A 24,995-nucleotide genomic window follows, 5' to 3' on the forward strand; every position below is an offset into this window, starting at 1 on the left:
CTTCAATCGATTTTGATATTGGCGCGCTGCGCAACGTCGCGCATCTGCGGCAGTTCCTTCTGGATCAGCGCTTCGCCTTCGGCCGCGCTGGAGAACGCGGCTTCGAAGCCCTGCGCTTCCAGGCTCTTGCGCACGTCGGGCGACGCCACCGTGGCGCGCAGGGCCGTCTCAAGCTTGGTCTTCACGTCGGCGGGCAAACCGCGCGGCGCCGTGAACATCAACCACGTATCCATGGCGACCGACGGGTAGCCCTGTTCGGCAAAGGTCGGTACATCGGGCAGGAAGGCCGAACGCGTGGGGGCCGAGATCGCCAGCACGCGCACCTTGCCCTGCTTGCTTTGCGGCAGCGCGGCCGCCACGGTGTCGACCGAGAACGGGATCTGGCCGCCGATCAGGTCGGTCATGGCGGGGGCGCTGCCCTTGTAGGGCACGTGAATCATCTTGATGCCGGCCGCCGACAGGAAGGCCTCGCCCACGAAATGCGCGGTGGTGCCCGCGCCGAACGAACCGTAAGCCGGCGGTTCCTTGTCGCGCGCCTTCGCGTAGGCGACCAGTTCCTTCAGGTCCTTGACCGGCACCTGTGGGTTGGCCAGCAGCGCCAGGCCGGTGCGGCCGACGATGCCCAGCGGTTCGAAGCTCTTGACCGGGTCGTACGGAAGCTTGTTCTGGATGGCGGGGTTGACCGTGAAGGTGGTGCCCGAACTGACCAGCAGTGTGTAGCCATCGGGCGCGGCCTTGGCCACATAACCGGCGCCGATCGCGGTGCCCGCGCCCGCGCGGTTTTCCACCACCACGGTCTGGCCCAGTTCCTGGCCCAGCTTTTGCGCGATGACGCGGCCAAGCACGTCGGTGGCGCCACCGGGCGGAAAGGGCACCACCAGGGTGACGGGGCGGGTGGGATAGCCGGTCTGGGCGGCGGCCGGGGCCGAGGCGGCAAGGGCGCCCGCCAGGGTGACACCAAGGGCAATCAAGGCAGTCTTCATGGTCATGCTCAACGAGAGTGGTGGAGAGAAGGCGCTTGTGTCGGCGCCTGAGGGTCGGCCGCGAGTCGTTGCCCGCGGCTCAGGAATTGCTCATATTCTTCGGCCGGCACAAACAGCCCGCCCGTGGTCCAGGCCAGGTGCGTGGCGCGCGGCAGGTGCGGCAGCAAGCCGCGTCGGCGCAGCCACTGTTGGCCCGCGACGCTGCCCAGCAGATGGCGCGGGCCGGAAAAGCCCGCTGCCGCCGAGGGCTCGATGTGTAGGCCTTCGCTGTCATGCAAGCGCGCCAGGTCACCGTAAAGGGTGTCGTCAGCCACCGTGTAGACGCCGGCCAGCAGGTCACCCACGGCGGCGTACGCCAGGTCCGACGCGCGCGGCACGGCCAGGCCATCGGCCTCGGTCTGATTCGTCAGGCCAATGTCATAAACCGACGGCGGCACCGGCATGCCGGGCAGTTGGCCATTGCCGGCCATCATGCGCAGCAGAAAGCACGGCGACTGGACCGGCTCGGCAAAGAAGCAGTGCACGTGCGCGCCGAACAGCAACGACAAGCCAAAGGCGATGCCGCCGGGCGCGCCGCCCACGCCGCAAGGCAGGTAGACGAAGAGCGGATGCTGGGCGTCCACCACGATGCCGGCTTGCGCCATCTGGTTGCGCAGCGCCAGCGCGGCGGCCGCATAGCCCAGGAACAGCGAGGCCGAACGTTCGTCGTCCACGAAGTAACCCTTGGGGTCGGCTTCGACCTGACGGCGTCCGGCCGCCACGGCTTTTTCATAATCGCCAGGATGTTCGACCACCTCGACCCCGCGCGAACGCAGCCGGGTTTTTTTCCATTCCTTGGCATCGGCCGACATGTGCACGGCAGCGCGAAACCCCAACGCCGACGCAATCACGCCGATGGACAAACCCAGGTTGCCGGTTGAGCCCACGGCCACCTGGTATTCCGAGAAACAGGCACGGGCCTCGCGCGAGGCCAGCTTGACGAAGTTATCGCCGGGGGCGATCAGGCCGCGTTCCAGTGCCAGGTTTTCAGCGAATTCCAGCACTTCATGGATGCCGCCGCGCGCCTTGATCGACCCCGCCACGGGCAACGCGTGATCGGCCTTGATCCACAAGCGCCCCGATGCGTGGGGCAAGCCCAACGCGCCCTGCATGGCGGCGGCTTGCAGCAACGGTGATTCGATGACACCGGCCGTGGCTTGCAGCTCTGGAAATAGGTGCGCCAGCAACGGCGCGAAGCGCGTGAAGCGGTCCTGCGCGGCTTGCACATCGGCCAGGCTGAACGGCGCAACGGCGGGCGCGGCCACGGACGCGGCAACGGACGCGGCAACGGGGGCAACCCCCACGGCCGGACGCGTCCACAGCACGGGCCGCGCCGCGCGCAACGCCTGCAAGGAAAGGGACGAAACAGAAGCGGGGGACGGGATCATGACTGCGCTTGCCTAAGGGGGGACGTCAAGAAGACGTCATCGAACGGTCACATCCTAGGCTGGTGCTTAGCGTTGCTGCAATATGAATTGATAGAATTGTCCGTTGCGTTTTGCGCAAACCGAGGGCAAACCCGATGAACCCCCAGATCCTGCAAGAAATGGCCATGCGCTACTTCCTGGAAGTGGCGCGTTGCGGCTCCGTCAGTGTCGCGGCCGAGCGGCTGGAAGTGGCGCCGTCGGCCGTCAGCCGCCAGATCGCCCGGCTGGAACGCGAGCTGGGCACCTTGCTGTTCGAGCGCCGCTCGCGCGGCATGGCGCTGAACGCCGCCGGCGAATTGCTGGCCGCGCACGCCAAGCGCGCGCAGCAGGATGTGGACCGTGTGACCGGCGAAATCATGAGCCTGCGCGGCCTGCGCCAGGGGCTGGTGCGCGTCGTGTGCACCGAGGGGTTCGTGCATGACGTGGTGCCCGCCGCCATCGCGGAATTTCGCAAGCAATACGCGGGCATCCGCTTCACGCTGGACGTGTGTTCACAGCGCGAAGTGCCGGTTCGCGTGCGCGACGGCGCGGCCGATATCGGCATCACGCTCAGCCTGACCTCGCACCGCGACGTGCGCGTGGAACTGCGCATGCCCGCGCCCGTGCGCGCGGTGGTGGCGGCGGGCCATCCCTTGGCCGTGCAATCCGAAGTGTCGCTGGCGCAATTGATGGCGTATCCGCTGGCGTTGCCCGACGCCGATTCCACGCTGCGGCAATTGATCGACATCAGTTGCAGCCGCCAGCAGTTGCAGTGCGAACCCGTGTTCTCCAGCCGCAGCGTCGATGCGCTGGTGGCGTTCGCGGGGGCGGGCGGCGGCGTGGCGTTCTGCGGGGAACTGGCGATCCGCTATCGGCTGCGCGGCAAACAGGTGGTGGCCGTGCCGCTACGCGACCGCGAAATGAACGAACGCCACTTTGAAGTCCAGACGCTGGCCGGGCGCGTGCTGCCCGAGGCCGCCAAGGCGTTCATCGCCAGCCTGCGCGCGCAGCTGGAATCCGAGGGCGGGGTGGTGGACTGATGCGTGGTGATCGATGCGTGGTGATCGATGCGTGGTGATCGATGCGCGGTGATCGATGCGTGGATCAGCGCGCCACACCATCCCGATATGCCACCGCCACCATCGCCGCCGCCACGAACGTCATCACCGCGAACAGCACGACATATACGGCGGTCCACAACAGCCCTTCATTCGTGGCGTAGTGCAGATACTCCGTCAGCGCGCTGTGGGCAAAGCCGCCCAGGCTGACCAGCACGGCCAGGGCCAACACCAGCGGCCAGCGCGGATACGGCATGGCGGCGCGGATTCCGCGCAAGCCTGCGTCGCCCGTGACGGCGGTGCGCGGCAGGCTCAAGGCCAACACCGCCACGCAATACAGCACCGGCAGCCACACCACCAGCACGGCCGCGGCCAATGCCGCAAGGAACGCGTTGGTGTCCGGCCCGTTCATCATCATGTAAAGCACATAGGGCAGGTCGCCCGTAGCGCGTGCGAGTATCGCGACGATCAGCACCAGCACGCCGAACACCACCAAGTGCCGCGCCTCGGCCGAGCCGCCGCGCGCCGCATCGGGGTTGGCGCCGCCGCCCAGCACCACAACGCGATGCCAGGCGAACGTCACGCGCGCGAACGCGATCAAGCTGACCAGCGCCAGCAGCAAATACAGCCCACTACCGGTCCAGGCCAGCGACGCGGCCAGGATGGCGAAGGGCAGCGACACCAGGAACGCCGCCAACGACCACGGCGCGGCGGCCAGCATGGCGCGCCCCTGATGACGGATGGCGCCGGCCGTGGCCGAGAAGTATCGACGTGCACTGAATGTTTGCGACAAGGCGGCGCCTGCTTGAAAACAAATGGGCTTCGTTTATACCGCACGCGGCGCCGTGGCTTCGTCCGCGCGCGGCGCCGTGGCTTAAACCGCCGCCGCGCTGCGGGCCAATACCGCCAGTACGTTGCGCGCCGCCGCCACGCCCATGTTCACGTAGGCCGCGCTGGTCACGCCGCCGATGTGCGGGCTGAGCAGGATGCGGGGTTCCTGTTGAAACGGGTGTGCCGCCGTCATGGGCTCGACGGCAAAGCTGTCCAGGCCGGCGGCCATCACTTGACCGCTACGCACGGCGGCCAGCAGCGCGGCTTCGTCCACCAGGCCGCCCCGCGCGGTGTTCACCAGGATCACGCCGGGGCGGCATTGCGCCAGCGTGTCGGCGTTGACCAGTTGATGGTTGTCGTTCGTCAGCGGGCAGTGCAAGGACACGGCATCGGACTCCTGCCAGATGCGTGACAGCGGCACGGCCTCGATATAGGGCGGCAGGTCTTGCGCATACGGGTCGTGGCCGATGACGCGCATGTTCATGCCGTGCGCCATCGCCGCAAAGCGCCGGCCGATGGCGCCCAACCCGATCAGGCCGATCGTCTTGCCCTCCAGCTCCACGCTCTTGTGCGTGGCCTTGTCCCAATGGCCGGCGCGCATGCGTGCATCCAGCGCCACCACCGACTTGGCGCAGGCCAGCAGCAGCGCCAAGGCCTGCTCGGCCACGGCGGCCGCGTTCGCGCCTGCCGCCGCCACCACCTCGATGCCGCGTTGCGCGGCGGCGGTTTTGTCGATGGTGTCGGTGCCGCTGCCGTGCTTGGAGATCACGCGCAAGGACGGCGCGGCGTCCATCGCGGCGGCGCCGACCTTGCTGTAGCGCACGATGATGGCCACCGGATCATGCTGGCGGCACAGCGCCACGATGTCATCTTCCGACGGCGTCTTGCCCGCGTAAACGATGTTGAACCCGTCCAGCAGCGTCAGGGCGTCGGGGGCCAGGTCGGCGGCGGTAACGACAAGCGCCGGTTTGTGCGAAGCAGGTGAAGTCACAGCGCCTCTCCTTCCTTCAGCACGCCGGCGCTGCGCAGCGCGGCCGTCAACCACTTGGCTTCGGTGTCGCCGGCCTGGATGGCGGCGATGCGGGCCGCTTCGTCGCGCACCTTCTTTTCGGCGGCGGGCAGCAGGGCTTCGATTTTTTCGCGTTCCACGACCACCACGCCGTCAGCGTCGCCAATGATGAAGTCGCCCGCGTTGACGGTTACGCCGCCCACCGATACGGGGTGGCCGATGCGGCCGGGCACGTTCTTGGTCGGGCCGTTGGGGTTGGCGCCTGCCGCGAACACTGGATAGCCCATCTCGATGATTTCAGTGGTGTCGCGCGCCGCGCCGTCGATGACCACGCCGGCAATGCCCAACTGGCGGCAGGCGGTCATCATGATGGTGCCCATCAGCGCCGCGCTCAGGTCGCCCTTGCCGTCGATCACCAGCACGTCGCCGGGCTTGGCCAGCGAGATGGCCGCGTGAATCATCAGGTTGTCGCCGGGCCGGACCTCGACGGTGAACGCGGTGCCGGCCAGCTTCATGCCGGCCTCCAGCGGCCGGATGCGGCCACTGAGCGCACCACGGCGTCCCGCCACATCGGCCAGGATGGCGGGCTGCAACGACGCGGCGCGGCGCACGATGTCGGCCGGAACGCGGGGAAAGTCTTTGATGATGTCGGGGTTTGCCATGGGAATTCCTGTCTAAAGCAGACGATGTTGAATGCGGGTTTTCTTGCCGGACGGGGCGCCCTGGGGCCCCCCGGGGCTTACTCGACGCGGGCGCCGGAGTCCTTCACGATCTTTCCCCAGCGGATGCGGTCGTCATGGATCAGCTTGGCGAACTGTTCCGGCGTGCTGGTCAGCACGCGCGCGCCTTGTTCCTGGTATTTCACGGTCAGGTCTTGGGCTTGCAGCGCCTTGTTGAATTCCGCATTCAGGCGCTGCACGATGTCCTGGGGCACGCCGGCCGGCGCGGCCAGGCCGAACCACGTCACGGCCTCGAAGCCGGGGTAGCCGCTTTCGGCGATGGTGGGCACGTCAGGCATGTCGGGCACGCGTTGCGCCGAGGTCACCGCCAGCGCGCGCATCTTGCCGTTGCGCACGTGGCCGATCAGCGTGGGCACCGACGACAGGTACATATCGATCTGCCCGCCGATCAAATCGTTGGACGCCTGGGCGGCGCCCTTGTACGGCACGTGCGTCAGCTTGATGCCGGCGGCGTTCTGCAACTGCACGGCGGCCAGGTGAGCCACGGTGCCATTGCCCGAGCTGGCGTAGTTCAGTGCTTCTGGCTTGGCGCGCGCGGCGGCGATCATGTCCTTGAACGATGTCAACGGCGAGTTGGCCGGCACCACCAAGACGAGCGGCGCGTCGGCGATCAGGCCGATGGCGGACAGGTCTTTCTCGGGGTCGTAGGGCAGCTTGGCGTACAGCGTGGGGTTGATGGCCAGGTTGCTGGTCTGGCCCAGCACCAGCGAATAGCCGTCTGCCGCCGACTTCGCCACCGCGTCCACGCCGATATTGCCGCCGGACCCCGGGCGGTTTTCCGTGACGATGTTCCAGCCGGTGTTTTTGGCCACCTTCAGTGCCGCCTCGCGGGCCAGCACGTCGGTGCCCCCTCCGGGCGGGAAGGGGACGATCAGGCGGATGGGTTTGTCGGGGTAGCCCTGGGCGGCGCTGATACCCGCCACGCAGACGAGCGCCAGGCCCGACAACACGCGCGCAATGACTTTCATGATTTGTCTCCAGTCGTTGTTTTGATCCGCGCATTGTGCGAGTGTGTTCCGCACAATACAATCCAGGTTCGCAGTACGAAACACGTTTCGTATAGCGGTCAACGGAACGGACAAAGGGGCGAGGCGTGAACGACGACGGCAATGACGGCAATCGCAATGACGGCAACGAAAGCCTGCAAGCAGAAAACGACGCCGGCGGCGCCGAGGAAGGGGTGGTTGCCGTCCGGCGCGCCATGCGCATCCTCGAAGCCTTCGGCGTGGACGACGCCCATCTGACACTGGCGGAACTGAGCCGCCGCACGGGCTGCCATCGATCCACCGTGCTGCGCCTGGCGCGCACGCTGGCCATGGATGACTACCTGGCCCAGCGGCCGGACGGCACGTGGCGGCTGGCGCGCGCGGCCGGTTGGCTGGGCGCGTGCTACCAGGCAACCTTCAACGTGCAGGAATTGGTGCAGCCCGTGCTGCGCGAGCTGTCTGGCGCTACGGGAGAAAGCGCCACGTTCTATGTGCGCGAGGGCAATCAGCGCATCTGCATGGCGCGTGTCGAAGGCCCCAAGTCCATCCGCCACCACGTGCGGGTGGGCGCGGCATTGCCGCTGAACCTGGGCAGCCCCGGCCGCGTGCTGCTGGCGTTTTCAGGCGAAGCGGGCGACGAATACGAGGCCGTGCGACGCGCCGGCTACATGATTTCGCTGGGCGAGCGCGACGCCGAAGTCTCCAGCATTTCAGCGCCGGTCTACGGCATCAACTGGACCTTGCTGGGCGCGATCTGCATCTCGGGCCCGATCTCGCGCTTGAACGAAGCGGTATTGCTGGGCCACAAAGAAGCCATTCTTTCCACGGCCAGCCGGCTGTCACGTTCGATGATGGGCGCGCGGCAAGGCGGCGCGGGTTAGGGCGCGCGGCACGGCGGCGCGCGCGGCTTTTCGCGAGGCAATTCGCGCGCCGTGCATAACCTTGCGATATGTGTGCGGCCCGGCCCGGCCCGGCTTTGCTGCCCTATCGTTTTCCCTAGCGGCAGTGCGCGTGAACGGCGCTTTCCCTGCGTTATCACGGCAAAGACCCGCACACCATAACCTTGGGTTATCCATAGGCCCACGTTAGCTATTTGTGCCGCGCCGGTGTGCCGCCGATCATCCGCTTACGGAACGCAGCGCCATGCCGAACACACGGGTGCTGACGATATAGCCGGCCTATACAAGGGGAAATGATGACGTCTTACCGGAACGCCACGGCTGCCGTGGCGCTTGCGCCAGCCTGTCCGGGAGCGCAGCCATGAAGGTCTTCTGCGCCGGTCTGGGCACCGAGACCAACACCTTCGCACCCATGCCCACCAGCCTTGCGGCCTTTCAGGAACGCGACTACTACCCGGCCGGCACGCATCCCGATTCCGTCACCTTCGCCGGTGCGCCGCTTTTCGTGGCGCGCTTGCAAGGCCGCGAAGCGGGTTGGACCCTGGTGGACGGCCTGGTGGCGTCCGCGCAGCCCGGCGGCATCACCACGCGGGCCGCCTACGAGAGCTTGCGCGACCAGATCCTGGCCGACCTGCGCGCCGCGATGCCGGTGGATATGGTGTTGTTGGGCCTGCACGGCGCGATGGTGGCCGACGGCTATGACGATTGCGAAGGCGACATCCTGCGCCGCGTCCGTGAACTGGTCGGCCCCAGCGTCACGGTGGGCGCCGAACTGGACCCACATGCGCACCTGACGCCACTGATGGTCGAACAGGCCACGGTGCTGGCGCTGTTCAAGGAATATCCGCACACCGACATCCGCGAACGCGCCGAAGACCTGCTGGCCCTGTGCCTGGACGCGCATGCGGGCCGCACGCGTCCGGTCGCGGCGCTGGTCGATTGCCAGATGATCGTGCCCATGCACACCACGCGCGAACCGGCGCGTGGCTTTGTCAGCCGGATCAAGGCGCGGGAAGGGCGCGACGGCATCCTGTCGATATCGGCCGCGCAAGGCTTCGCCACGGGCGACGTGCCCGAGATGGGCACCAAGGTGCTGGTCTACGCCGATGGCGATGCCGCCGCCGCTCAAGCACTGGCGCGCAAGCTGGCCGATGAATTAATCGGCATGCGCGAGGATCTGATGGTGCCGTACCGCAGCGTGGACGAAGCGCTGGATGAGGCCTTGGCGTTTGACGGCGGCCCGGTGGTGTTGGCCGACCGCCCCGACAACCCGGGCAGTGGCGCGCCCGGCGACGCCACCTTCGTGCTGCAACGCGTGCTTGAACGAGGCGTGACGAATGTGGCGCTGGGACCGATGTGGGACCCGGTGGCCGCGCGCATCGCGTTCGACGCGGGCGTGGGCGCCGAGCTGGCCCTGCGCATTGGCGGCAAGGTCGGCCCCTTGTCCGGTGATCCGGTCGACCTGCGTTGCACCGTTCTTGCCGTGAAGGCAGAACTGGTGATGACGGGCCTGTCAGGCGCGCCGGCGCCGATGGGCGACTGCGTATTGGTGCAGGCCCAGGGCGTACAGATCGTGCTGACCTCCGTGCGCAACCAAGCCATCAACATGGATTTGTTCACACAGCTGGGCTGCGATTTATCAGCCTTCAAGATCGTGGTGGTCAAGTCCGCGCAGCATTTCCATGCCTCGTTCTCGAAGGTGGCCCGCCACATCATCTATGTGGGCGGCAAGGGCGTAGCGACGCCGGATTGGAAGACGCTGACGTATCGCAACATCCGGCTGCCGAAGTGGCCGCTTTAAGATCCTGCCGGCGCATGGCCGTCGGCAAATCCACTTTTATGACGGGAACCTAGTGCGATGAAAAACCGCCTGCTTTGCCTGATCTCCACCGCCACGCTGGGCCTGGCCTGCACCTTGGGCGCCGCGCCGGCAAGCGCGCAACCGGCCAAGACCCTGCGCATCGTGCCGCACGCCGATTTGAAGGTGCTGGACCCCACCTTCACCACCGCCTACATCACGCGCAATTTTGGCTACATGGTGTACGACACGCTGTTCGCAATGGACACGCACAGCAAGCCGCAACCGCAGATGGTCGAAAAGTACGAGGCCAGCGACGACAAGAAGACGTGGACCTTCACGCTTCTGCCCGGCTTGAAATTCAGCGACGGCCAGCCCGTCACGACGGAAGATGTGATTGCATCGCTGCAACGCTGGTCCGCGCGCGACAACATCGGGCAAGCCATCACGCGCGCGGGCGGCAAGTGGGAAGCGCTGGACGCCAGCCGCTTCAAGCTGACGCTGAACCAGCCCTTTGACCTGGTGCTGGACGGCCTGGCCAAGGTGTCCAGCTACCCCGCCTTCATCCTGCCCAAGCGCCTGGCGTCGCAGCCGGCAACCAAGCCGCTGACCGAAGTGGTGGGCTCTGGCCCCTATGTGTTCAAGCGCGATGAATGGGTGCCGGGCAGCAAGATCGTGTTCGAAAAGAACCCGCACTACATCGGTCCGAAGATGGCGGCCGACGGGCTGGCCGGCGACAAGACGCCGCATATCCCGCGCGTGGAATGGCGCGTGCTGCCGGACTCCAACAGCGCCACCGCCGCACTGACCAACGGCGAAGTGGACATGATCGAGCAAGCGCCCGCCGACTACATCGACGCGCTGAGGGCCAACAAGAACGTCAAGATCGGGGTGATGGAGCGCGCGCAGGGCTACATCATTCTGAACCAGTCCATGCCGCCGTTTGATAACCCGAAGGCGCGTCAGGCGGTGGCGCATCTGGTGGATCAGGACAAGTTCACGGCGGCCATGGGTTACCCGGACGACCTGCGCATGAAGTACTGCGCCACGGTCTTCATCTGCGGCGGCCCCAACGACAGCACGGCGGGCGCGGCGCCTTACGCCAAGCCGGACCCGGCGCTGGCCAAGAAGCTATTGGCCGAAGCCGGCTACAAGGGCGAAAAACTTGCCATCCTGTTGCCGACCGACCAGGCCTATTTAAATTCCGCGACGCTGGTCGCCATCCAGGCCTTGCAGGACATCGGCGTCAACCTGGACATCCAATCGATGGACTGGGCCACGCTGACCGCACGCCGTGCCCGCAAGGAAACGCCGGACAAGGGCGGCTGGAACATCTTTCTGTCGGCCGCGTCCGAGTTCAACGTGGACTCGCCCATCAGCAACACCTATCTGGGCGCCGTGTGCGGCAACAGCCTGCCGGGCTGGCCGTGCGACAAGAAGCTGGACGAACTGCGCGAACAGTGGATTGCCGCCACCAGTTCAGACGAGCGCAAGCGTGTGCTGGATCTGTTCCAGGAACGGGCGTATGAGGTCTTCCCCGTCATTTCCATCGGCCAGTATTCGCGGGCATTCGCCGCGCATAACAGCCTGAAGAACGCGGACAAGATCTGGAGCCTGCCGAACCTCTGGGTGCTGGACAAGTAATCCAGCGGCCGCCGTTACCGATACGCGAGACAACTATGGGCTACATCATTCGGCGCGTGCTTGCCATCGTGCCCGTCATGGCGGTGGTGGCAGTGATCGTGTTTCTGCTGATCCACCTGTCGCCCGGCGACCCGGCGGCGCTGATCGCCGGGGACTTCGCCACCGCCGAGGACATCGCCAAGCTGCACACCGCGCTGGGTCTGGACGAGCCCTTGTGGCGGCAGTTCGGCCTGTGGGCCGCCAAGCTGATGCAAGGCGACCTGGGCACGTCGATCTTCACGCAAGTGCCCGTGACGCAACTGCTGTCGCAGCGGGTCGAGCCCACGTTGTCCATCGCTGCCATCACCATGCTGGTGTCGATCCTGGTGGCGGTGCCGCTGGGCGTGTTGGCCGCCTATCGCGCCGGCACCTGGATCGATCGCCTGGTCATGCTGTTTTCGGTGCTGGCGTTTTCGCTGCCGGTATTCCTCGTGGGCTATCTGCTGATCTACGGTTTTGCGGTCAAGCTGCAATGGCTGCCGGTGCAGGGCTATGTCAGCCTGTCCAACGGTGTGGGGCCGTGGCTGCGCAACCTGACGCTGCCGTGCATCAACCTGGCGCTGGTGTACATCGCGCTGATCACGCGCATGACGCGGGCCACCGTTGTCGAAGTGCTGCACGAAGACTACATCCGCACGGCGCGCGCCAAGGGCCTGGCGGTGCTACCCGTGCTGGAGCATGCGTTGCGCAACGCCGCCATTCCCATCGCCACCACCGTGGGGGTGGGCATTGCCTTGCTGATCGGCGGCGTCGTCGTCACCGAAACCGTGTTCGCCATCCCAGGCATCGGGCGGCTGGTGATCGACGCTGTCCAGCACCACGACTACCCCGTCATCCAAAGCGTGCTGCTGATTTCGGCGGGCGCCTACGTGCTGATCAATCTGTTGATCGACCTCAGCTACCGGCTGTTCGATCCGCGTATCCGTTATTGAGCCGTCGCGGGATAGAGCCATGTCAGAAAATTTGATTTCTTCCAACGCGCCCGCCGTGCCCGCTGCCCCCATCCTGCTGCACGAGGCCCTGACGACCAGCGGCCGGCGCTGGCGTTGGGTGCGCAAGCACCCCACATTGATCATCGGCCTGGTGCTGCTGCTGATCGTGGCGGGCCTGTCGATCGCCGCGCCGTGGATCGCCACGCACAACCCCGTCACCATCAACCCCTTGCAGCGCCTGAAACCGCCTTCGGCCCAGCATTACTTCGGCACGGACGCGATGGGCCGCGACGTGTTCAGCCGCGTGGTGTGGGGCGGGCGCGTGTCGCTGGTCGTGGCCATCGTGGTGGCGTTGGTGGCCAGCCTGGTCGGCGTGGTGCTGGGGCTGCTGGCGGGCTTTGTCCGCTGGGCCGACGCCATCATCATGCGCATCATGGACGGCATGATGGCCATTCCCGACATCCTGCTGGCCATTGCGTTGATGGCCGTCATTCGCGCCAGCCTGACAACGGTCATCATCGCCATCGCGATTCCGCAGGTGCCGCGCGTGGTGCGGCTGGTGCGCTCGCTGGCGTTGACGCTGCGCGAGCAGCTGTACGTCGAGGCGGCGCATGCCATCGGCACGCGCCTGCCGGTGATTCTGCGCCGGCATGTGCTGCCCAACATGGTGACGCCGCTGGTAGTGCAGGCCACCTTCATCGCCGCCACCGCCGTGTTGACGGAAGCCGTGCTGTCGTTCCTGGGCGTGGGCGTGCCGGCCCAGGTGCCCAGCTGGGGCAACATGATGGCCGACGCACGCAACTACGTGGCGGTGGCCTTCTACACCATTCTTTACCCCGGCATTCTGCTGGCCATCACCGTGCTGGCCATCAACCTGATGGGCGATGGCCTGCGCGATGCGCTGGACCCGCGCCTGACCAATCAACGCTAGGAGGACGCCATGGCCCTATCCCCCGCCAACGCCGTTGCCCCTGGCGACGTGCTGCTTGAAGTCGACAACCTGCGCACCTATTTCGATACCGTCTCGGGCACCGTCCGGTCGGTGGACGGCGTGTCGTATCAGGTGCGTGCGGGCCGCACGCTGGGCGTGGTCGGTGAGTCCGGCTGCGGCAAGAGCGTGACGGCGCTGTCCATTCTGCGGCTGGTGCCGACGCCGCCCGGACGCTTTGCGGGCGGGCAGATTCGCTATCGCGGCACTGACCTGCTCAGCCTCACGGAAAAGCAGATGCGCCAGATCCGAGGCAACCGGATCTCGATGATTTTTCAAGAACCGATGACGTCGCTGAACCCGGTGCTGACCGTGGGCAGGCAGATTGCCGAGACGGTCATGGTGCATCAGAAGCTGAACCGCCGCGACGCCTACCGTCGTGCCGAAGAGATGCTGCGCCTGGTGCAGATTGCCGAGCCCGAACGCCGCGTGCACGAATACCCGTATCAACTGTCCGGCGGCATGCGTCAGCGCGTGATGATCGCGCTGGCGCTGGCCTGCAACCCCGAAGTGCTGATTGCCGACGAGCCCACTACCGCGCTGGATGTGACCATCCAGGCGCAGATCGTGGATCTGCTGCGCAACCTGCAAAAGACGCTGGGCATGGGCATTGTGTTGATCACGCACGACCTGGGCGTGGTGGCGGAATGCTGCGACCGCGTGGCGGTGATGTACGCCGGCCGCAAGGTGGAAGAGGCGCCGGTAACGGAACTGTTCGACCGTCCCTTGCATCCGTACACCCGCGCGCTGATGGGGTCGATGCCGTCCATGAACGCCGCCACGCAACGCCTGGCCGAAATTCCCGGCATGGTGCCCGCGCCCAGCGAACTGGGCAAAGGCTGTAGCTTTGCGCCGCGCTGCACCTACGCCACGCCGCGCTGCCACGTTGAGGCGCCCGAGCTATCTACGCATGGCGCCGATCATGTGGTGGCTTGCCATGAAGTGGCGCGCGTGGCGGCGCAACCCGGCCTCCTGGCCGCAACTGCCGTGGCGCCCGGCGCCACGCTGAACGGAGTTCAAGCATGAGCGCCCATCCCATGCCGCCTGTTGTTGCATCGACGGCACCGTTGCTGGACGTGCGCGACCTGAAAATGCACTACCCCGGCGCGGGCGGCTGGTTCAAGCCGCGCCGTAAAGTCGTCCAGGCGGTAGACGGCGTGTCGTTCAGCGTGGCCCGTGGCGAGACGCTGGCGCTAGTCGGCGAGTCAGGCTGCGGCAAGACCACTACCGGCAAGTCGGTGTTGCGGCTGATTCAGCCCACGTCGGGTTCCGTCAAGCTGGAAGGCGAAGAAATCCTGGCGCTGACGCCGCAGCAGATGCGCAACCGGCGTCGCGACATGCAGATCATCTTTCAGGACCCCTATGCGTCCTTGAACCCGCGCATGACGGCGGGCGATATCGTGGGCGAGCCGCTGCGCAACTACCCGATGTCGGGCGGCCGCGCACGCGTGGACGAGCTGGCGTGGCTGTTCGACAAGGTCGGCCTGCGCCCCGAAGCCATGAAGAAATTCCCGCATGAATTCTCGGGCGGGCAACGCCAGCGCCTGGGCATTGCGCGCGCGTTGGCGCTGCGGCCCAAGCTGATCGTCTGCGACGAGCCCGTGTCCGCGCTGGACGTATCGGTGCAGGCGCAGGTCATCAACCTGCTGATGGACCTGCAACAAGAGATGGGCATCGCCTATCTGTTCGTGGCGCATGACCTTGCCGTGGTGCGTCACATCAGCCATCGCGTGGCGGTGATGTACCTGGGCCGCATCGTCGAAGTGGCCGACCGCGACACCTTGTTCTCGCAGCCTCGGCATCCGTACACCGAGATCCTGCTGTCGGCCGTGCCGGTGCCCAATCCGCACAAGCCCGCGCAGCGCAAGCTGTTGCAAGGCGACCCGCCCAGCCCCGCGAACCCGCCCAGCGGCTGTCGCTTTCATACGCGCTGCCCGCTGGCGCAACCGATCTGCCGCGAGACGCAACCCGCGCTGACGGAACGGCCCGTGGCGTCGGCCACCGGCCAGCAATGGGTGGCGTGCCATTTCCGATGAGCACGCCGCGGTTGCTGGCCGGGCCGCTGCCTGGCGATGACGCGGTGTTCGGGCAACCTATCGCCGCGTTGCAGGCGGCGATGGCGGCGGGGCGCTTGACGGCCGTCGATCTGTTGCGCGCGTATCAAGCGCGCATTGCGGCGTACGACCAGGCGGGGCCGGCGCTAAACGCGCTTATCTGCTTGAACCCGGAGGCGGCCCGCCAGGCCGCCTTGAGCGATGCCGAGCGCCGCGCGGGTGTGGTGCGGGGGCCGCTGCACGGCGTGCCGCTGCTGTTCAAGGACAACATCGACGCGGTTGGCATGCCGGCCACCGCAGGCTCGCGCGCCTTGGCGCAGCGCCTGCCCAGGCAGGACGCCGACGTGGTGCGGCGCTTGCGCGAAGCAGGCGCAATCGTGCTGGGCAAAACGACCATGCACGAGCTGGCCTGCGGCATCACCAATGTGTCGTCGATGTCCGGCCGCACGCGCAACGCCTATGACCCCACGCGCGTCCCGGGCGGGTCCAGCGGCGGCAGCGCGGTGGCCGTGGCATCCAGCTTTGCGGCGGCCGCCATCGGCAGCGACACCAGCGGCTCCATCCGCATCCCGGCGGCGTTCAACCAGGTGCTGGGGTTGCGGCCCACGGCGGGGCGATGCGACACGTCCGGCGTGGTGCCCCTGTCGCCCACGCTGGACACGGTAGGCCCCATGGCGCGCTGTGTGGATGATCTGGAAATTCTGTGGTCGGTCATGGCGGGCCGCGACGACGGGGATGCGGCGTCGCAACCGAAGCGTAGCGACTGGCGGGTCGGCACCGTCAATGCCTTGTTCGGCGGCGCCGCGGCGCAGCGGGAAGTATCCGCGCACGTGCTGGCCGCATTGGCGCGCTGGCAGGGGGCCGGTGCGACGGTGCGGCAGGCGGCGCTGCCCATCGACGACGCACGCCTTTCCGCCGCCAACGTCACGGGCTACGAATTTCGTGACGCGCTGGCGCAGTGCCTGCGTGACGCCGGCTTGCCGGTGCGCAGCCTGGGCGACATCCTGGACGGCGCCTACCCGCATCCGGAAGTCATGACGGTGTTGCGCGAACGCAATGCGATGCGGGATGTGGACGGCAGCGCCCGTCAGGCAACGCGGGTCCGCGCCGGGGCAATTCGCGCCGAGGTCCTCGCAGCCATGGCGTCCGGCAACCTGGATATGCTGGTGTATCCCAGCGTACGGGGTGGCCCGGTGCAACTAGGCGAAGCACAGACCGGCGGCAACGGCCTGCTGGCTTCGGTTACCGGCTTGCCCGCATTGAGCCTGCCCATCGGCTTCACGCCGAGCGGCATACCGGTTGGCCTGGAACTGCTGGGCGCGGCGGGCAGCGAAGCGCGGTTGCTGCGCGCGGCGCGGGATTTTGACCAGGGCCGCTGCGGGTGACTCGTGTTCGGCGGTGGTCAGCGGCGGTCACCCGTGCCTACACGTGTTGATCAGCGTTGCCCGGCGTTGACCGTCGGCGCGATGCGCTCGTGCCAGTCGGCAGCCCAAGCCAACAGGGCATGATCCTGGTCCGGCCGCGCCACGCATTGCACACCCACGGGCAAACCGTTATCGGTCAGCCCCGTGGGCAGGTGCAGAGCGGGCCAGCCCAACAGCGACCAGACGCGGTTGAAGGCCGACGACCCGGTGGACTGCAACCCGGCCGGCGCCGGGCCAGGTGCGCTGGGCGTGATGAGAATGTCGATATCACCGAAGCGCTCCAGCCATTGCCGCGCCAGCTCGCCGCGCGTGTGCTGGCATTGCACGTAGTCGGCGTAGGAAATTTTCAGGCCCTGCATCACGGCATCGCGCAATACCGGCGAGATCAGATCACCCTGAGGGCTTTGCAACACCGGCAGTAGTCCGCGCGCCAGCTCGGCGTACATGGTCTGCGTGTGCAGCGGCAACAGTGTCTTCAGGTCGCTGTCGAGTTCGGGCGTGATGACGCTTGCGCCTTGATCACGCAGCCGTGCCGCGCAATCCTCCAGCGCCTGCCGCGCGGCGGGTGCCAGCGTGCCGATGGCTTCGCAGGCCAGCAGGGCAACGCGTGGCGGTCTGGTCGGCGGCTGCGCTGCAATTTTCTGCGGCAGCAGCACCGATGCAATGGCGCGCGATTGTTCTACGCTGCGACTGAACCAGCCGATCGTGTCCAACGAATCGCACAACACGCTCATGCCCTGCCGATGGACGCGGCCGAAGGTGGGCTTGAACCCGACCACGCCGCAAAACGCCGCCGGGCGAATCATCGACCCGCCGGTCTGCGTGCCCAGCGCCATGTCGACCATTCCCGCCGCGACGGCGGCTGCCGAGCCACTGGACGAGCCGCCCGGCGTGTGGGTGAGAAGGCGCGGGTTGCGAGTGGGGCCGGGCGAAGCGTAGGCAAACTCTGCCGTCACGGTCTTGCCGATCGGCACCGCGCCCGCCGCGCGCAACTGCGCAACGCAGCTGGCATCCCAGCTTGCCGGCGCGGGCGAAGTCGCCGGAGAGCCGGATCGCGTGGGCATGCCGGCGACATCGATCACGTCCTTCACGCCAAACCCCACGCCCGCCAGCGGCGCCGCCGCGCCGGTCGGGAGGGGATCTGGCTCAGTCAACCAGACCCACGCCTTGATCGCCTCGTCGCCATCCTTGCTGCGTGACCATGCTGAATGCGCTTGCCGCATCATTGAACCTTGATCTGCTTTTGGCGGATCAGCTGCGTCCACCGCTCGCTTTCGCCGGCGATGAAGGCGCTGAATTCTTCGGGCGTGCCCCCGGCAACTTCTCCGCCTTGAGACTCGACGATGTCGCGGTACGGCTTGTCTTGCAATGCGCGATTGATGTGTTCGTTCAAGGTCTTGATTACCTCGGGCGGTGTGCCGGCCGGCGCAATGACGCCGAACCAGTTCGACACCACCATCTGCGCCAGACCCAGTTCCTTGAAAGTGGGCACGTTGGGCAAGCCGGGCACGCGCTTGTCGGCGGCCACCGCCAGCATCTTGATGCGGGGCGCCGTGCCCGTGGCGTGAGGCAGGAACAGGCTGGGCAGTTCGATATAGAAGTCCACGTTGCCGGCGATCAGGTCGTTGACGGCGGGCGCGCCGCCCCGGTACGGCACATGGGTGGCGTTCATACCGGCTTGTTCCTTGAACAACTCGGTGCTCAAGTGCGAGGCGCTGCCCGCGCCTGTGGAGGCGTAATTCAGTTTTTCGGGATTGCGCTTGGCATCTTCGATCAATGCGGCAGGGTCGGCGTAGGGGGATTTGTCGTTCACGCCCAGTGCCATGGGGCCGCGTTCAATCAGCGCAATGGGTGCCAGGTCTCGCGCCGGATCGAAAGGCATGCTGTACAGGGCCTTGTTCACGGCCAATGGCGCAAAGTTGCCCAAGCCGATCGTGTAGCCGTCGGGCTTGGCCGTGGCGATCTGGCCCGTGCCGATATTTCCGCTGGCGCCCGGCTTGTTGTCCACCACCACCGGCACGCCCAGTGAATCACTGAGCTTTTGTGCCAACTGCCGCGAACGTGTGTCAGAGCTCCCGCCGGCGGCGTAGGGCACGATGAACTTGATTGCCTGCGTGGGGTAGGCGGCTTGCGCAACGGCGCCGGCAGAAGCCAGCGACAGGCCGGCGGCAAGGGCGCCGGCCAGAAGTTTCATGGTGGTCAAGGTCGTCATGCGCATGGCGCTCCGCTGTATTGCCGGGTTCTGTCCCGGGCGTTGAGTTGTCGACGCATAGTAGGAAAGCTGCGATTAGGTTGTCTAATACCTTATTCTCTTGTTATTAATTCGCCAGGAAAATAAATGTTGATCGACAGCCGTCTGCTACACGTGTTTGCGGTGGTGGCCGAGGAACTGCATTTCGGCCGCGCCGCCCAGCGCCTGCATCTGAGCCAGCCGCCATTGAGCCAAAGCGTGCGCAAGCTGGAAGAGGAGCTGGGCGTGCAGTTGCTGGAACGCACCACGCGTTCGGTGCGGCTGACGTCGGCAGGGGCGGAACTGCAACGCCGCATCCGTCAGATGGCCGCCGAACACGACGCCACCATCCGTCATGTGCGGCGCGCGGCCAGCGGCGATGCCGGCCACTTGACGATTGGCCTGACGCCCAGCGCGGCCTATTCGAATGTGCCACAAGCGCTGTTCGCGTTTCGTCAGCGTTTTCCCGGCGTCATGCTGGACTTGCAGGAAATGAACTCCAGCGAGATGCCGGATGCGCTGCACCAGCGCCGCCTGGATCTCGCCTTGTTGCGGCCACCTTTTGCGGATGCCGACCTGGCGCCCGTGCCGCTGTATTCCGAGCCCATGGTGTTGGCGCTACGGGCCGATCACCCGATGGCGTCCAAGCGCTGGGTGACGATGGCGCAGGTGCTGGATTTGCCGCTGGTCGGTTATGCGCGCGACCGCTCGCGGTACTTTAGCCAGGTACTGCGCCAGATGATCGAGGCCGCGGGCAAACCCGCGGACATCGTCCAGGAAAGCATGATCCCCACCATCCTGACCTTGGTCGAAGCCGGCTTTGGCGCGGCGGTGGTGCCGGCCTCGCTGGGGCGCATGCGCATGGATGTGTTGACGTATTTGGGCATACGCGGGCCGGGCGCCTTCCGGGCAGAGCTAGCCGCCGCCCGGCACCCCGACAATCCCAACCCATCCATCGACGCGTTCGTCGCGATCATGCGCGAGACGCCCGCCAAGCGGGGCAGGCCGCGAAAAACGGTGCAGTTGGCAGCGTTTTCATGCGGTGCAGATCGGTAGATCAGGATCACGGGATAATTCTGAAAGTGCATGGGTCGTCCGGCGCACGTATCATGATCCGCGTCGCGGATGTCGCACGCTTTGCCGATCGACTTGCCTGGCACGAGTAGTACATGAGGCTGCTGAAGCAGCGTTTTGAGGAAATGATGAACTTTTGGGTCCCTGTAGTCTTCGGTACGTTCAAGCTGCTGGTGTTGGGCACGGGCATGTTTCTCGCCATCAAGTCTCACTACGATGGAGAAAAAAAGGAGAAGAAGGAGAAGGAAAAGAATGAGGTGGATGCGCCGTCGTGACGGCGTGCAATGGAGGGGCGACTGCGATGCCGTGGTGATCGCCCTCTGGCACCTTGATCGTCAACACCCTCCCTTCAATCACCCACCGCGCCCGCAGAACGTTGGCCACGCGCGGGTATCGGTGCGACACCGCTGCGATCTTCCCGGTCGATGAATCCGTAAAGCGCCACCGCCGTTACAACGGTGACGGCGCGCAGCACGTATAGCAATGCGGCAAACGCTTGCCCCGATGCCAGGATCAGCGCAGCCTGCGGCGTTGACGGCAGTAGCGTCATCGCGCCTGCGACGTCGCCCGCGACCAGGCGCTGGGCCGCTGCCCCCACTGATGGTGCCCCCACTGATGCTGCCCGTTCTGGTGCGGCCGTCAACAACGCCAGCGCGCTGGACAGCACTGCGGGGACGCACCACGGTAGCCGTAGCCGGGGCCGTGGCCGGCCGACGCCCGCGCCGCGCATTGCCCGGCACACGGCTTGCTGCAAGCGCCTTGCACCGGCAAATCCCTGCCAGGTAACGTGCCGCTGCCCGGCCCAGGGCTGCGTCCGTTACACCCGAGAGCAACGCCCATGTCTACACCAGCCGCAACACCGTTTCCCCGCGCGCCGTGGTCCTTGCAGGGCTCGGCACTGATCAGCGTCTGGCGCGTGCCGCTGGATGCGCTGCCCGTGGCGGCGGCCAACGGCGCGCGGCTCGTGTCTCTGGGCCGTCAGGCCTTGTGCGCGACGGTGTGGGCTCGCTATGAACCGGGTGGCACGCTGGCCTATAACGAGTTGCTTTTTGCCGTGGCGGTGCAATCGTCCGGCATCGTGGCCCCGGCATGTACCGTCGGGCCTATCTGGGTGGACGACGAAGCGGCAGCGGCCGGTGGCCGAACGCTATGGGGAATTCCGAAACGCATGGGGGTGTTCCAGGCCGGGTCGTCTGACGGCCCGTCGTCCGGGTTTGCTGACGGCGCCACGGCGTCGATCACGGTGGATGGCCGACGAGTGGCCACGCTGCAATATGAGCCGCCGTCGCGCTTGCAGGTGCCGGTGCGCTTGCCGATCTGGACAGTACAGGACGGCGACTCCGGCCCCATCCGCACGCGGTGCATGTTGCGCGGCCGAATGAGTCGCGGCGCCGCGCGATGGTTTTTCGAGCCGGACGGTCCGCTGTCATTCCTGGCGGGTCGTGAACCGCTGGCCAGCGCGCGCCTGCAACACTTGTCGGCCCGGTTCGGCGTCTAGCGCGCCCGTTGCCGTGCTAGGGGCGTCGCCTTAGCCAGCCCGCCAGACCGTCCATCTTGGGTGGGGGGCGCGCGACAGAACGCGGCTTGCCCATGTGCGCCAGCACGGCTTCGGCCGCCAGTGCGCCCGATCGCGCGGCGCTTTCCATGCAGGCGGGAAGTTCCGTGCGGGTCCAGTCGCCGGCCAGATATAAGCCGTCGTCCAGCACCGCGCCCGGCCGCCGCGCTTCGCCGCCAGGCCGGGGCGCAGGCACCGACATCGGGATACGGTGGACGGCCTGTGCCAGCAGGTGGCCGCGCGGCGGGGTGTGGCATCGGGCGGCCAGTTCCTGCATCGTGATCGCCACGATGGCGTCATCGGACATGCCGGCCGCGCGGTGGCTCCAGATAATGTTGCTGGCGATGACCGAGCCACGGCAAAAGCTGAAGTCCCTGACTTTGCTCAAGTCGTAGAAGTCAGTATTCAACTGCGTGCGCGGCCAGGGCTGCGCCCAGAACACGTCATTCGTCAGCGGGCGGTCAAACCACAGATAGCAGCTGATGTAGGGGCTGGGCTCGTGCCATTGCGGCGCTGCGGCAGGGGGCGCGGCGGCCAGCATGGCGCGCAAGGCGTCGGGCGGCACGGCCAGTACGCAATGCCGCGCGCTTAACGCCTGGCCGTTGTCCAGAGCCAGCATCCAGCCGCTGTCATGGCGCGTCACCGTGCGGACGTTGTGGTTCAGCCGCAGCGACCCGCCGGCGGCTTCGATCACCTGTTTGCCGGCGGGGATGTACAAGTCGCTTAAACCTACTTTGGCAATGCCGAAGCGCACGTCGCGGTGGCCCAGCATATGCGCGGCAAGTCGAAGGATCGATGCGGCCGAGCAATGCGCCAAGGGCACGTTAAGCAGCGCCAGCGCGGCCGATTCCCAGAACCAGCGCACAAACGCGGGGCGCACGCCCATCGACAGCAGGTAGCGGCGGGCGGGCAGCGTGTCCAGCTTCAGGAAATCTGCTTCGGTGCCGTGCATGGCCTGCCACGCCACCTTGGTGTTGGACAGCAGGTCGGCCCACCCTGCGCTGGGCAGCACGGCGGGCAGGGTGGGCAGCCAATGCAGCGGTGCCGGCAAGGGCGCCGTCACGACGGGAAACGCGCGGCTGCCATCCTGCACGGTCAGCAGCTTGCGCGGCAGCCACGCCACGTGGTTGGCGGTGTCCAGACGCTTGAGCAAGGCCAGGAAGTTGTCATAGCGGCTTAGCAATACGTGCGGGCCGATGTCGACGGTGTCCCCCGTGGTGGGGTCCGCCCAGCTGCGCGCACGGCCTCCCGCGACGCGGCTGCCTTCCAGCACCACCACGCGCAGGCCCGCCGTCGCCAGCCACGTCGCGCAGGAAAGCCCGGCAATGCCCGCGCCCACGATAAGCACGTCCGCGCATGGGGCCGAGCCGTCGGGGTTGGGCGTCATGGGCTTCCTTGGTTCTTGCGATATGTGCGGCCCACGCAAGCGTCGTACCTGCCATGCAATGAATAGCGTTAGCGTGCGCGCCGTGCCCGGCTGGGCGCAGCCGGCGTCGTCGCAAGGCCTTGCGCGGCAAGCCTGCTGGGCGCCGCGCCCGCATGCAGAGGCCGATGCACCGTCTGCGCAATCAGCACGCCCGCCAGGCTCATGCTGCCGCCGATGACGTGATACGCGTGCATCTGCTCACCCAGCATGGCCACGGCCAGCACGGCGGTCAGCACCGGCAGCAGGTTGATGAAGATGCTGCAACGGTTGGGTCCCAGGTGCTTGACGCCCTGGATCCAGCAGAAAGACAGCAGGATGGACGAGCCGATGCCGGCGTAGGCGATCAACGGCAGGGTGCGCGCGTCCAGCGACGCGCTGCCCGCGGGCAGCACCAAAAAGAACGGCAGCATGAAAACCAGGGCCGCGATGGCTTGCAGGTACACCGCCTGCCACGCCGGTATCGTCAAGCGCCAGCGGCGCAGCAGCACGCCGTACAGCGCGTAGGACAACGAAGCCAGCAGCATCAGCAGGTCGCCCGCGTGGACGCCGTTGTGCGCGATGGCGGCGATGTCGCCCTGGCCCACCAGGTACAACAGGCCCGCGAAAGACAGCACGCCGCCCACGGCCATGCCGACGGTCAGCGCTTCGCCCAGCACGATCACGCTGAGGATGGCCGTGAGCAAGGGCACCAGCGCGGTCACGATGGCCATGTTGGTGGCCGTGGTGCTTTCGGCGGCGCGGTACGACAGGCTTTGGAACAGCGCCATGGCCAGCAGGCCGCTGATGGCCATCTTGCCCAGGTGCGGCCGCACCGATGCCCAGTTGCGCCGCAGCGGCCGCAGCACGAACGGCGACATCAGCGCCAGCGCCAGGATCAGTCGATAGAAGGTGATGGCCGTGGGCGAAATGGCCGACGCGGCCAGCTTGGACACGATGACGTTGCCCGCCCACAGCACGATGGCCATGAAGGGAAAGAGCAGGGAAGTGATGGACATGAAGGTCTCCGAAACAAGCCTTGCATGTTGCCGGGGGGCGTGGCGTCCGTCTGGCGCTACTATGTCGCAAGTTATCGCAAAACTGCCAATCTGAAGGTATGGAATATTCCCCTTTCTACAGCGCATTCGTGGCCTCGGGCGCGCCCGCCGCCGCGTTGGCGGTGGATTACGCCGATGGGCACGTGATCCGGCCCCACCACCACGATCGCGCGCAGTTGCTCTACGCCATTCAGGGCGTGATGACCATCGAAGCGCAAGGCGGCAGATGGGTGGTGCCGCCCACGCGCGGCGTGTGGCTGGAGGCCGACGTGGCGCATTCGGTGCGCATGAGCGGGGCCGTGCGCATGCGCACCGTGTTTGTCGACAGCCGCGCCAACAAGCAGCTGCCCGCCCGCAGCTGCGTGCTGGATATTTCGCCCTTGCTGCGGGAACTGATCGTGGCGGCGGTCGAAATGGACGTGACCCAGCCCAAGCGCAGTGGCTCTCGCGATTGGCATTTGCTGCACCTGCTGTTGCAGGAATTGCGCAGCCTGCCGGTGTTGCCGCTGTATCTGCCCATGCCCGCGGATGCGCGGCTACGAAAATTCTGCGATGCCCTGATGCGCCAGCCGGACGCGGCGCTGACGCTGGACGAATGGGCGGCGCGGCTGCACGTGTCCACCCGCACCTTGCATCGGCAGTTCCTGCAACAGACGGGAATGCGCTTGGGCCAGTGGCGCCGGCAGGCGCGGCTGCTGTTGGCGCTGGAGCATCTGGCGGGCGGCGCGCGCGTGGTGGATGTGGCGCTGGAACACGGCTACACCAGCCAAAGCGCGTTCGCGGCCATGTTCAAGAAGCACTTCGGCGTGTCGCCCGCGGCGTTTTACCGGCAGGGGTGAAAGCCTT

At 66.7% G+C, this 24,995-nt stretch carries 24 protein-coding genes; 13 read left to right on the forward strand and 11 right to left on the reverse strand.

The window, feature by feature from the left end:
* Positions 1–2: 2 nt before the first annotated feature.
* A complete protein-coding gene (locus V6F88_RS17620; protein WP_332611061.1) occupies positions 3–989 on the reverse strand; it encodes a Bug family tripartite tricarboxylate transporter substrate binding protein in 987 nt (328 codons plus the stop codon).
* Between the two features lie 2 nt (positions 990–991).
* Positions 992–2,410, reverse strand: coding sequence for a D-serine ammonia-lyase (locus V6F88_RS17625; protein ID WP_332611062.1), 1,419 nt, complete (start codon positions 2,408–2,410; stop codon positions 992–994).
* Between the two features lie 134 nt (positions 2,411–2,544).
* Between V6F88_RS17625 and V6F88_RS17630 the strand changes: the two genes are divergently transcribed.
* Entirely contained in the window at positions 2,545–3,468 is a 924-nt protein-coding gene (locus V6F88_RS17630; protein ID WP_332611063.1) for a LysR family transcriptional regulator, read from the forward strand.
* A gap of 64 nt (positions 3,469–3,532) precedes the next feature.
* Here V6F88_RS17630 and V6F88_RS17635 read toward each other — a convergent pair whose 3' ends face one another.
* The 4 genes from V6F88_RS17635 to V6F88_RS17650 all read right to left on the reverse strand — a co-directional run bounded on the left by V6F88_RS17635 (position 3,533) and on the right by V6F88_RS17650 (position 7,034).
* Positions 3,533–4,279: a hypothetical protein gene (locus V6F88_RS17635; protein ID WP_332611064.1), complete on the reverse strand. Its 747-nt coding sequence runs from the start codon at positions 4,277–4,279 to the stop codon at positions 3,533–3,535.
* 81 nt (positions 4,280–4,360) lie between these two features.
* Positions 4,361–5,308, reverse strand: coding sequence for an NAD(P)-dependent oxidoreductase (locus tag V6F88_RS17640; RefSeq protein WP_332611066.1), 948 nt, complete (start codon positions 5,306–5,308; stop codon positions 4,361–4,363).
* Positions 5,305–5,988 carry an RraA family protein gene (locus V6F88_RS17645; protein ID WP_332611069.1) on the reverse strand — a complete coding sequence of 228 codons (684 nt, stop codon included), beginning with the start codon at positions 5,986–5,988 and terminating at the stop codon, positions 5,305–5,307. The genes V6F88_RS17640 and V6F88_RS17645 overlap by 4 nt, the downstream gene beginning before the upstream one ends.
* A 77-nt stretch (positions 5,989–6,065) precedes the next feature.
* Positions 6,066–7,034 (reverse strand): Bug family tripartite tricarboxylate transporter substrate binding protein, encoded by a 969-nt coding sequence (locus V6F88_RS17650; RefSeq protein ID WP_332611070.1) that lies wholly within the window; start codon positions 7,032–7,034, stop codon positions 6,066–6,068.
* A gap of 233 nt (positions 7,035–7,267) precedes the next feature.
* Here V6F88_RS17650 and V6F88_RS17655 point away from each other — a divergent pair, with 233 nt between their 5' ends.
* The 8 genes from V6F88_RS17655 to V6F88_RS17690 all read left to right on the forward strand — a co-directional run bounded on the left by V6F88_RS17655 (position 7,268) and on the right by V6F88_RS17690 (position 16,791).
* Positions 7,268–7,933, forward strand: a complete 666-nt coding sequence (locus V6F88_RS17655; RefSeq protein ID WP_082134407.1) for an IclR family transcriptional regulator — start codon at positions 7,268–7,270, stop codon at positions 7,931–7,933.
* A 379-nt stretch (positions 7,934–8,312) separates the two neighbouring features.
* Complete coding sequence (locus V6F88_RS17660) at positions 8,313–9,752, forward strand: M81 family metallopeptidase (protein ID WP_332611072.1); 1,440 nt, start codon at positions 8,313–8,315, stop codon at positions 9,750–9,752.
* A 57-nt stretch (positions 9,753–9,809) separates the two neighbouring features.
* Positions 9,810–11,393: an ABC transporter substrate-binding protein gene (locus tag V6F88_RS17665; protein ID WP_332611073.1), complete on the forward strand. Its 1,584-nt coding sequence runs from the start codon at positions 9,810–9,812 to the stop codon at positions 11,391–11,393.
* A 35-nt stretch (positions 11,394–11,428) separates the two neighbouring features.
* Entirely contained in the window at positions 11,429–12,364 is a 936-nt protein-coding gene (locus V6F88_RS17670) for an ABC transporter permease (RefSeq protein ID WP_332611075.1), read from the forward strand.
* 19 nt (positions 12,365–12,383) lie between these two features.
* Positions 12,384–13,295 carry an ABC transporter permease gene (locus V6F88_RS17675; protein WP_332611077.1) on the forward strand — a complete coding sequence of 304 codons (912 nt, stop codon included), beginning with the start codon at positions 12,384–12,386 and terminating at the stop codon, positions 13,293–13,295.
* 9 nt (positions 13,296–13,304) lie between these two features.
* Positions 13,305–14,378: an ABC transporter ATP-binding protein gene (locus V6F88_RS17680; RefSeq protein WP_332611079.1), complete on the forward strand. Its 1,074-nt coding sequence runs from the start codon at positions 13,305–13,307 to the stop codon at positions 14,376–14,378.
* Positions 14,379–14,389: 11 nt separating this feature from the next.
* Complete coding sequence (locus V6F88_RS17685) at positions 14,390–15,388, forward strand: ABC transporter ATP-binding protein (RefSeq protein ID WP_442880350.1); 999 nt, start codon at positions 14,390–14,392, stop codon at positions 15,386–15,388.
* The gene (locus tag V6F88_RS17690; protein ID WP_332611083.1) at positions 15,385–16,791 is read left to right on the forward strand and encodes an amidase; all 1,407 of its coding nucleotides are present in this window, start codon (positions 15,385–15,387) and stop codon (positions 16,789–16,791) included. The genes V6F88_RS17685 and V6F88_RS17690 overlap by 4 nt, the downstream gene beginning before the upstream one ends.
* A 50-nt stretch (positions 16,792–16,841) precedes the next feature.
* Here V6F88_RS17690 and V6F88_RS17695 read toward each other — a convergent pair whose 3' ends face one another.
* Together V6F88_RS17695 and V6F88_RS17700 are read right to left on the reverse strand one after the other, a co-directional pair.
* The gene (locus V6F88_RS17695) at positions 16,842–17,984 is read right to left on the reverse strand and encodes an amidase (protein WP_332611086.1); all 1,143 of its coding nucleotides are present in this window, start codon (positions 17,982–17,984) and stop codon (positions 16,842–16,844) included.
* A gap of 68 nt (positions 17,985–18,052) precedes the next feature.
* A complete protein-coding gene (locus tag V6F88_RS17700; RefSeq protein WP_332611088.1) occupies positions 18,053–19,042 on the reverse strand; it encodes a Bug family tripartite tricarboxylate transporter substrate binding protein in 990 nt (329 codons plus the stop codon).
* A 126-nt stretch (positions 19,043–19,168) separates the two neighbouring features.
* Between V6F88_RS17700 and V6F88_RS17705 the strand changes: the two genes are divergently transcribed.
* Both V6F88_RS17705 and V6F88_RS17710 read left to right on the forward strand, forming a co-directional pair.
* Complete coding sequence (locus tag V6F88_RS17705; RefSeq protein WP_332611090.1) at positions 19,169–20,116, forward strand: LysR family transcriptional regulator; 948 nt, start codon at positions 19,169–19,171, stop codon at positions 20,114–20,116.
* A gap of 113 nt (positions 20,117–20,229) precedes the next feature.
* Positions 20,230–20,409, forward strand: coding sequence for a hypothetical protein (locus V6F88_RS17710; RefSeq protein WP_046803852.1), 180 nt, complete (start codon positions 20,230–20,232; stop codon positions 20,407–20,409).
* 74 nt (positions 20,410–20,483) lie between these two features.
* Here V6F88_RS17710 and V6F88_RS17715 read toward each other — a convergent pair whose 3' ends face one another.
* Positions 20,484–20,747 carry a hypothetical protein gene (locus V6F88_RS17715; protein WP_332611093.1) on the reverse strand — a complete coding sequence of 88 codons (264 nt, stop codon included), beginning with the start codon at positions 20,745–20,747 and terminating at the stop codon, positions 20,484–20,486.
* 225 nt (positions 20,748–20,972) lie between these two features.
* Here V6F88_RS17715 and V6F88_RS17720 point away from each other — a divergent pair, with 225 nt between their 5' ends.
* Positions 20,973–21,632 carry an acetoacetate decarboxylase family protein gene (locus tag V6F88_RS17720; protein ID WP_332611095.1) on the forward strand — a complete coding sequence of 220 codons (660 nt, stop codon included), beginning with the start codon at positions 20,973–20,975 and terminating at the stop codon, positions 21,630–21,632.
* 16 nt (positions 21,633–21,648) lie between these two features.
* Here the strand turns inward: V6F88_RS17720 and V6F88_RS17725 are convergent, their stop codons facing one another.
* Together V6F88_RS17725 and V6F88_RS17730 are read right to left on the reverse strand one after the other, a co-directional pair.
* Positions 21,649–23,076 (reverse strand): hydroxysqualene dehydroxylase, encoded by a 1,428-nt coding sequence (locus V6F88_RS17725; RefSeq protein ID WP_332611096.1) that lies wholly within the window; start codon positions 23,074–23,076, stop codon positions 21,649–21,651.
* Between the two features lie 68 nt (positions 23,077–23,144).
* The gene (locus tag V6F88_RS17730) at positions 23,145–24,110 is read right to left on the reverse strand and encodes a DMT family transporter (protein ID WP_332611097.1); all 966 of its coding nucleotides are present in this window, start codon (positions 24,108–24,110) and stop codon (positions 23,145–23,147) included.
* A 98-nt stretch (positions 24,111–24,208) separates the two neighbouring features.
* On the opposite strand from V6F88_RS17730, the gene V6F88_RS17735 reads away from it, so the two are divergent.
* Complete coding sequence (locus V6F88_RS17735; RefSeq protein ID WP_332611098.1) at positions 24,209–24,988, forward strand: AraC family transcriptional regulator; 780 nt, start codon at positions 24,209–24,211, stop codon at positions 24,986–24,988.
* Positions 24,989–24,995: the final 7 nt, after the last annotated feature.

It is taken from the genome of Achromobacter sp. ESBL13, assembly GCF_036668755.1.
Taxonomy (GTDB): Bacteria; Pseudomonadota; Gammaproteobacteria; order Burkholderiales; family Burkholderiaceae_B; genus Achromobacter.

Coding starts and splice junctions, on each gene's coding strand:
- V6F88_RS17675 (WP_332611077.1), top strand. CDS start 12,384: ATGTCAGAAAATTTGATTTCTTCCAACGCGCCCGCCGTGCCCGCTGCC.
- V6F88_RS17685 (WP_442880350.1), top strand. CDS start 14,390: ATGCCGCCTGTTGTTGCATCGACGGCACCGTTGCTGGACGTGCGCGAC.
- V6F88_RS17670 (WP_332611075.1), top strand. CDS start 11,429: ATGGGCTACATCATTCGGCGCGTGCTTGCCATCGTGCCCGTCATGGCG.
- V6F88_RS17620 (WP_332611061.1), bottom strand. CDS start 989: ATGACCATGAAGACTGCCTTGATTGCCCTTGGTGTCACCCTGGCGGGC.
- V6F88_RS17730 (WP_332611097.1), bottom strand. CDS start 24,110: ATGTCCATCACTTCCCTGCTCTTTCCCTTCATGGCCATCGTGCTGTGG.
- V6F88_RS17660 (WP_332611072.1), top strand. CDS start 8,313: ATGAAGGTCTTCTGCGCCGGTCTGGGCACCGAGACCAACACCTTCGCA.
- V6F88_RS17625 (WP_332611062.1), bottom strand. CDS start 2,410: ATGATCCCGTCCCCCGCTTCTGTTTCGTCCCTTTCCTTGCAGGCGTTG.
- V6F88_RS17735 (WP_332611098.1), top strand. CDS start 24,209: ATGGAATATTCCCCTTTCTACAGCGCATTCGTGGCCTCGGGCGCGCCC.
- V6F88_RS17680 (WP_332611079.1), top strand. CDS start 13,305: ATGGCCCTATCCCCCGCCAACGCCGTTGCCCCTGGCGACGTGCTGCTT.
- V6F88_RS17650 (WP_332611070.1), bottom strand. CDS start 7,034: ATGAAAGTCATTGCGCGCGTGTTGTCGGGCCTGGCGCTCGTCTGCGTG.
- V6F88_RS17705 (WP_332611090.1), top strand. CDS start 19,169: ATGTTGATCGACAGCCGTCTGCTACACGTGTTTGCGGTGGTGGCCGAG.
- V6F88_RS17690 (WP_332611083.1), top strand. CDS start 15,385: ATGAGCACGCCGCGGTTGCTGGCCGGGCCGCTGCCTGGCGATGACGCG.
- V6F88_RS17725 (WP_332611096.1), bottom strand. CDS start 23,076: ATGACGCCCAACCCCGACGGCTCGGCCCCATGCGCGGACGTGCTTATC.
- V6F88_RS17645 (WP_332611069.1), bottom strand. CDS start 5,988: ATGGCAAACCCCGACATCATCAAAGACTTTCCCCGCGTTCCGGCCGAC.
- V6F88_RS17655 (WP_082134407.1), top strand. CDS start 7,268: ATGCGCATCCTCGAAGCCTTCGGCGTGGACGACGCCCATCTGACACTG.
- V6F88_RS17665 (WP_332611073.1), top strand. CDS start 9,810: ATGAAAAACCGCCTGCTTTGCCTGATCTCCACCGCCACGCTGGGCCTG.
- V6F88_RS17710 (WP_046803852.1), top strand. CDS start 20,230: ATGAGGCTGCTGAAGCAGCGTTTTGAGGAAATGATGAACTTTTGGGTC.
- V6F88_RS17700 (WP_332611088.1), bottom strand. CDS start 19,042: ATGACGACCTTGACCACCATGAAACTTCTGGCCGGCGCCCTTGCCGCC.
- V6F88_RS17630 (WP_332611063.1), top strand. CDS start 2,545: ATGAACCCCCAGATCCTGCAAGAAATGGCCATGCGCTACTTCCTGGAA.
- V6F88_RS17720 (WP_332611095.1), top strand. CDS start 20,973: ATGTCTACACCAGCCGCAACACCGTTTCCCCGCGCGCCGTGGTCCTTG.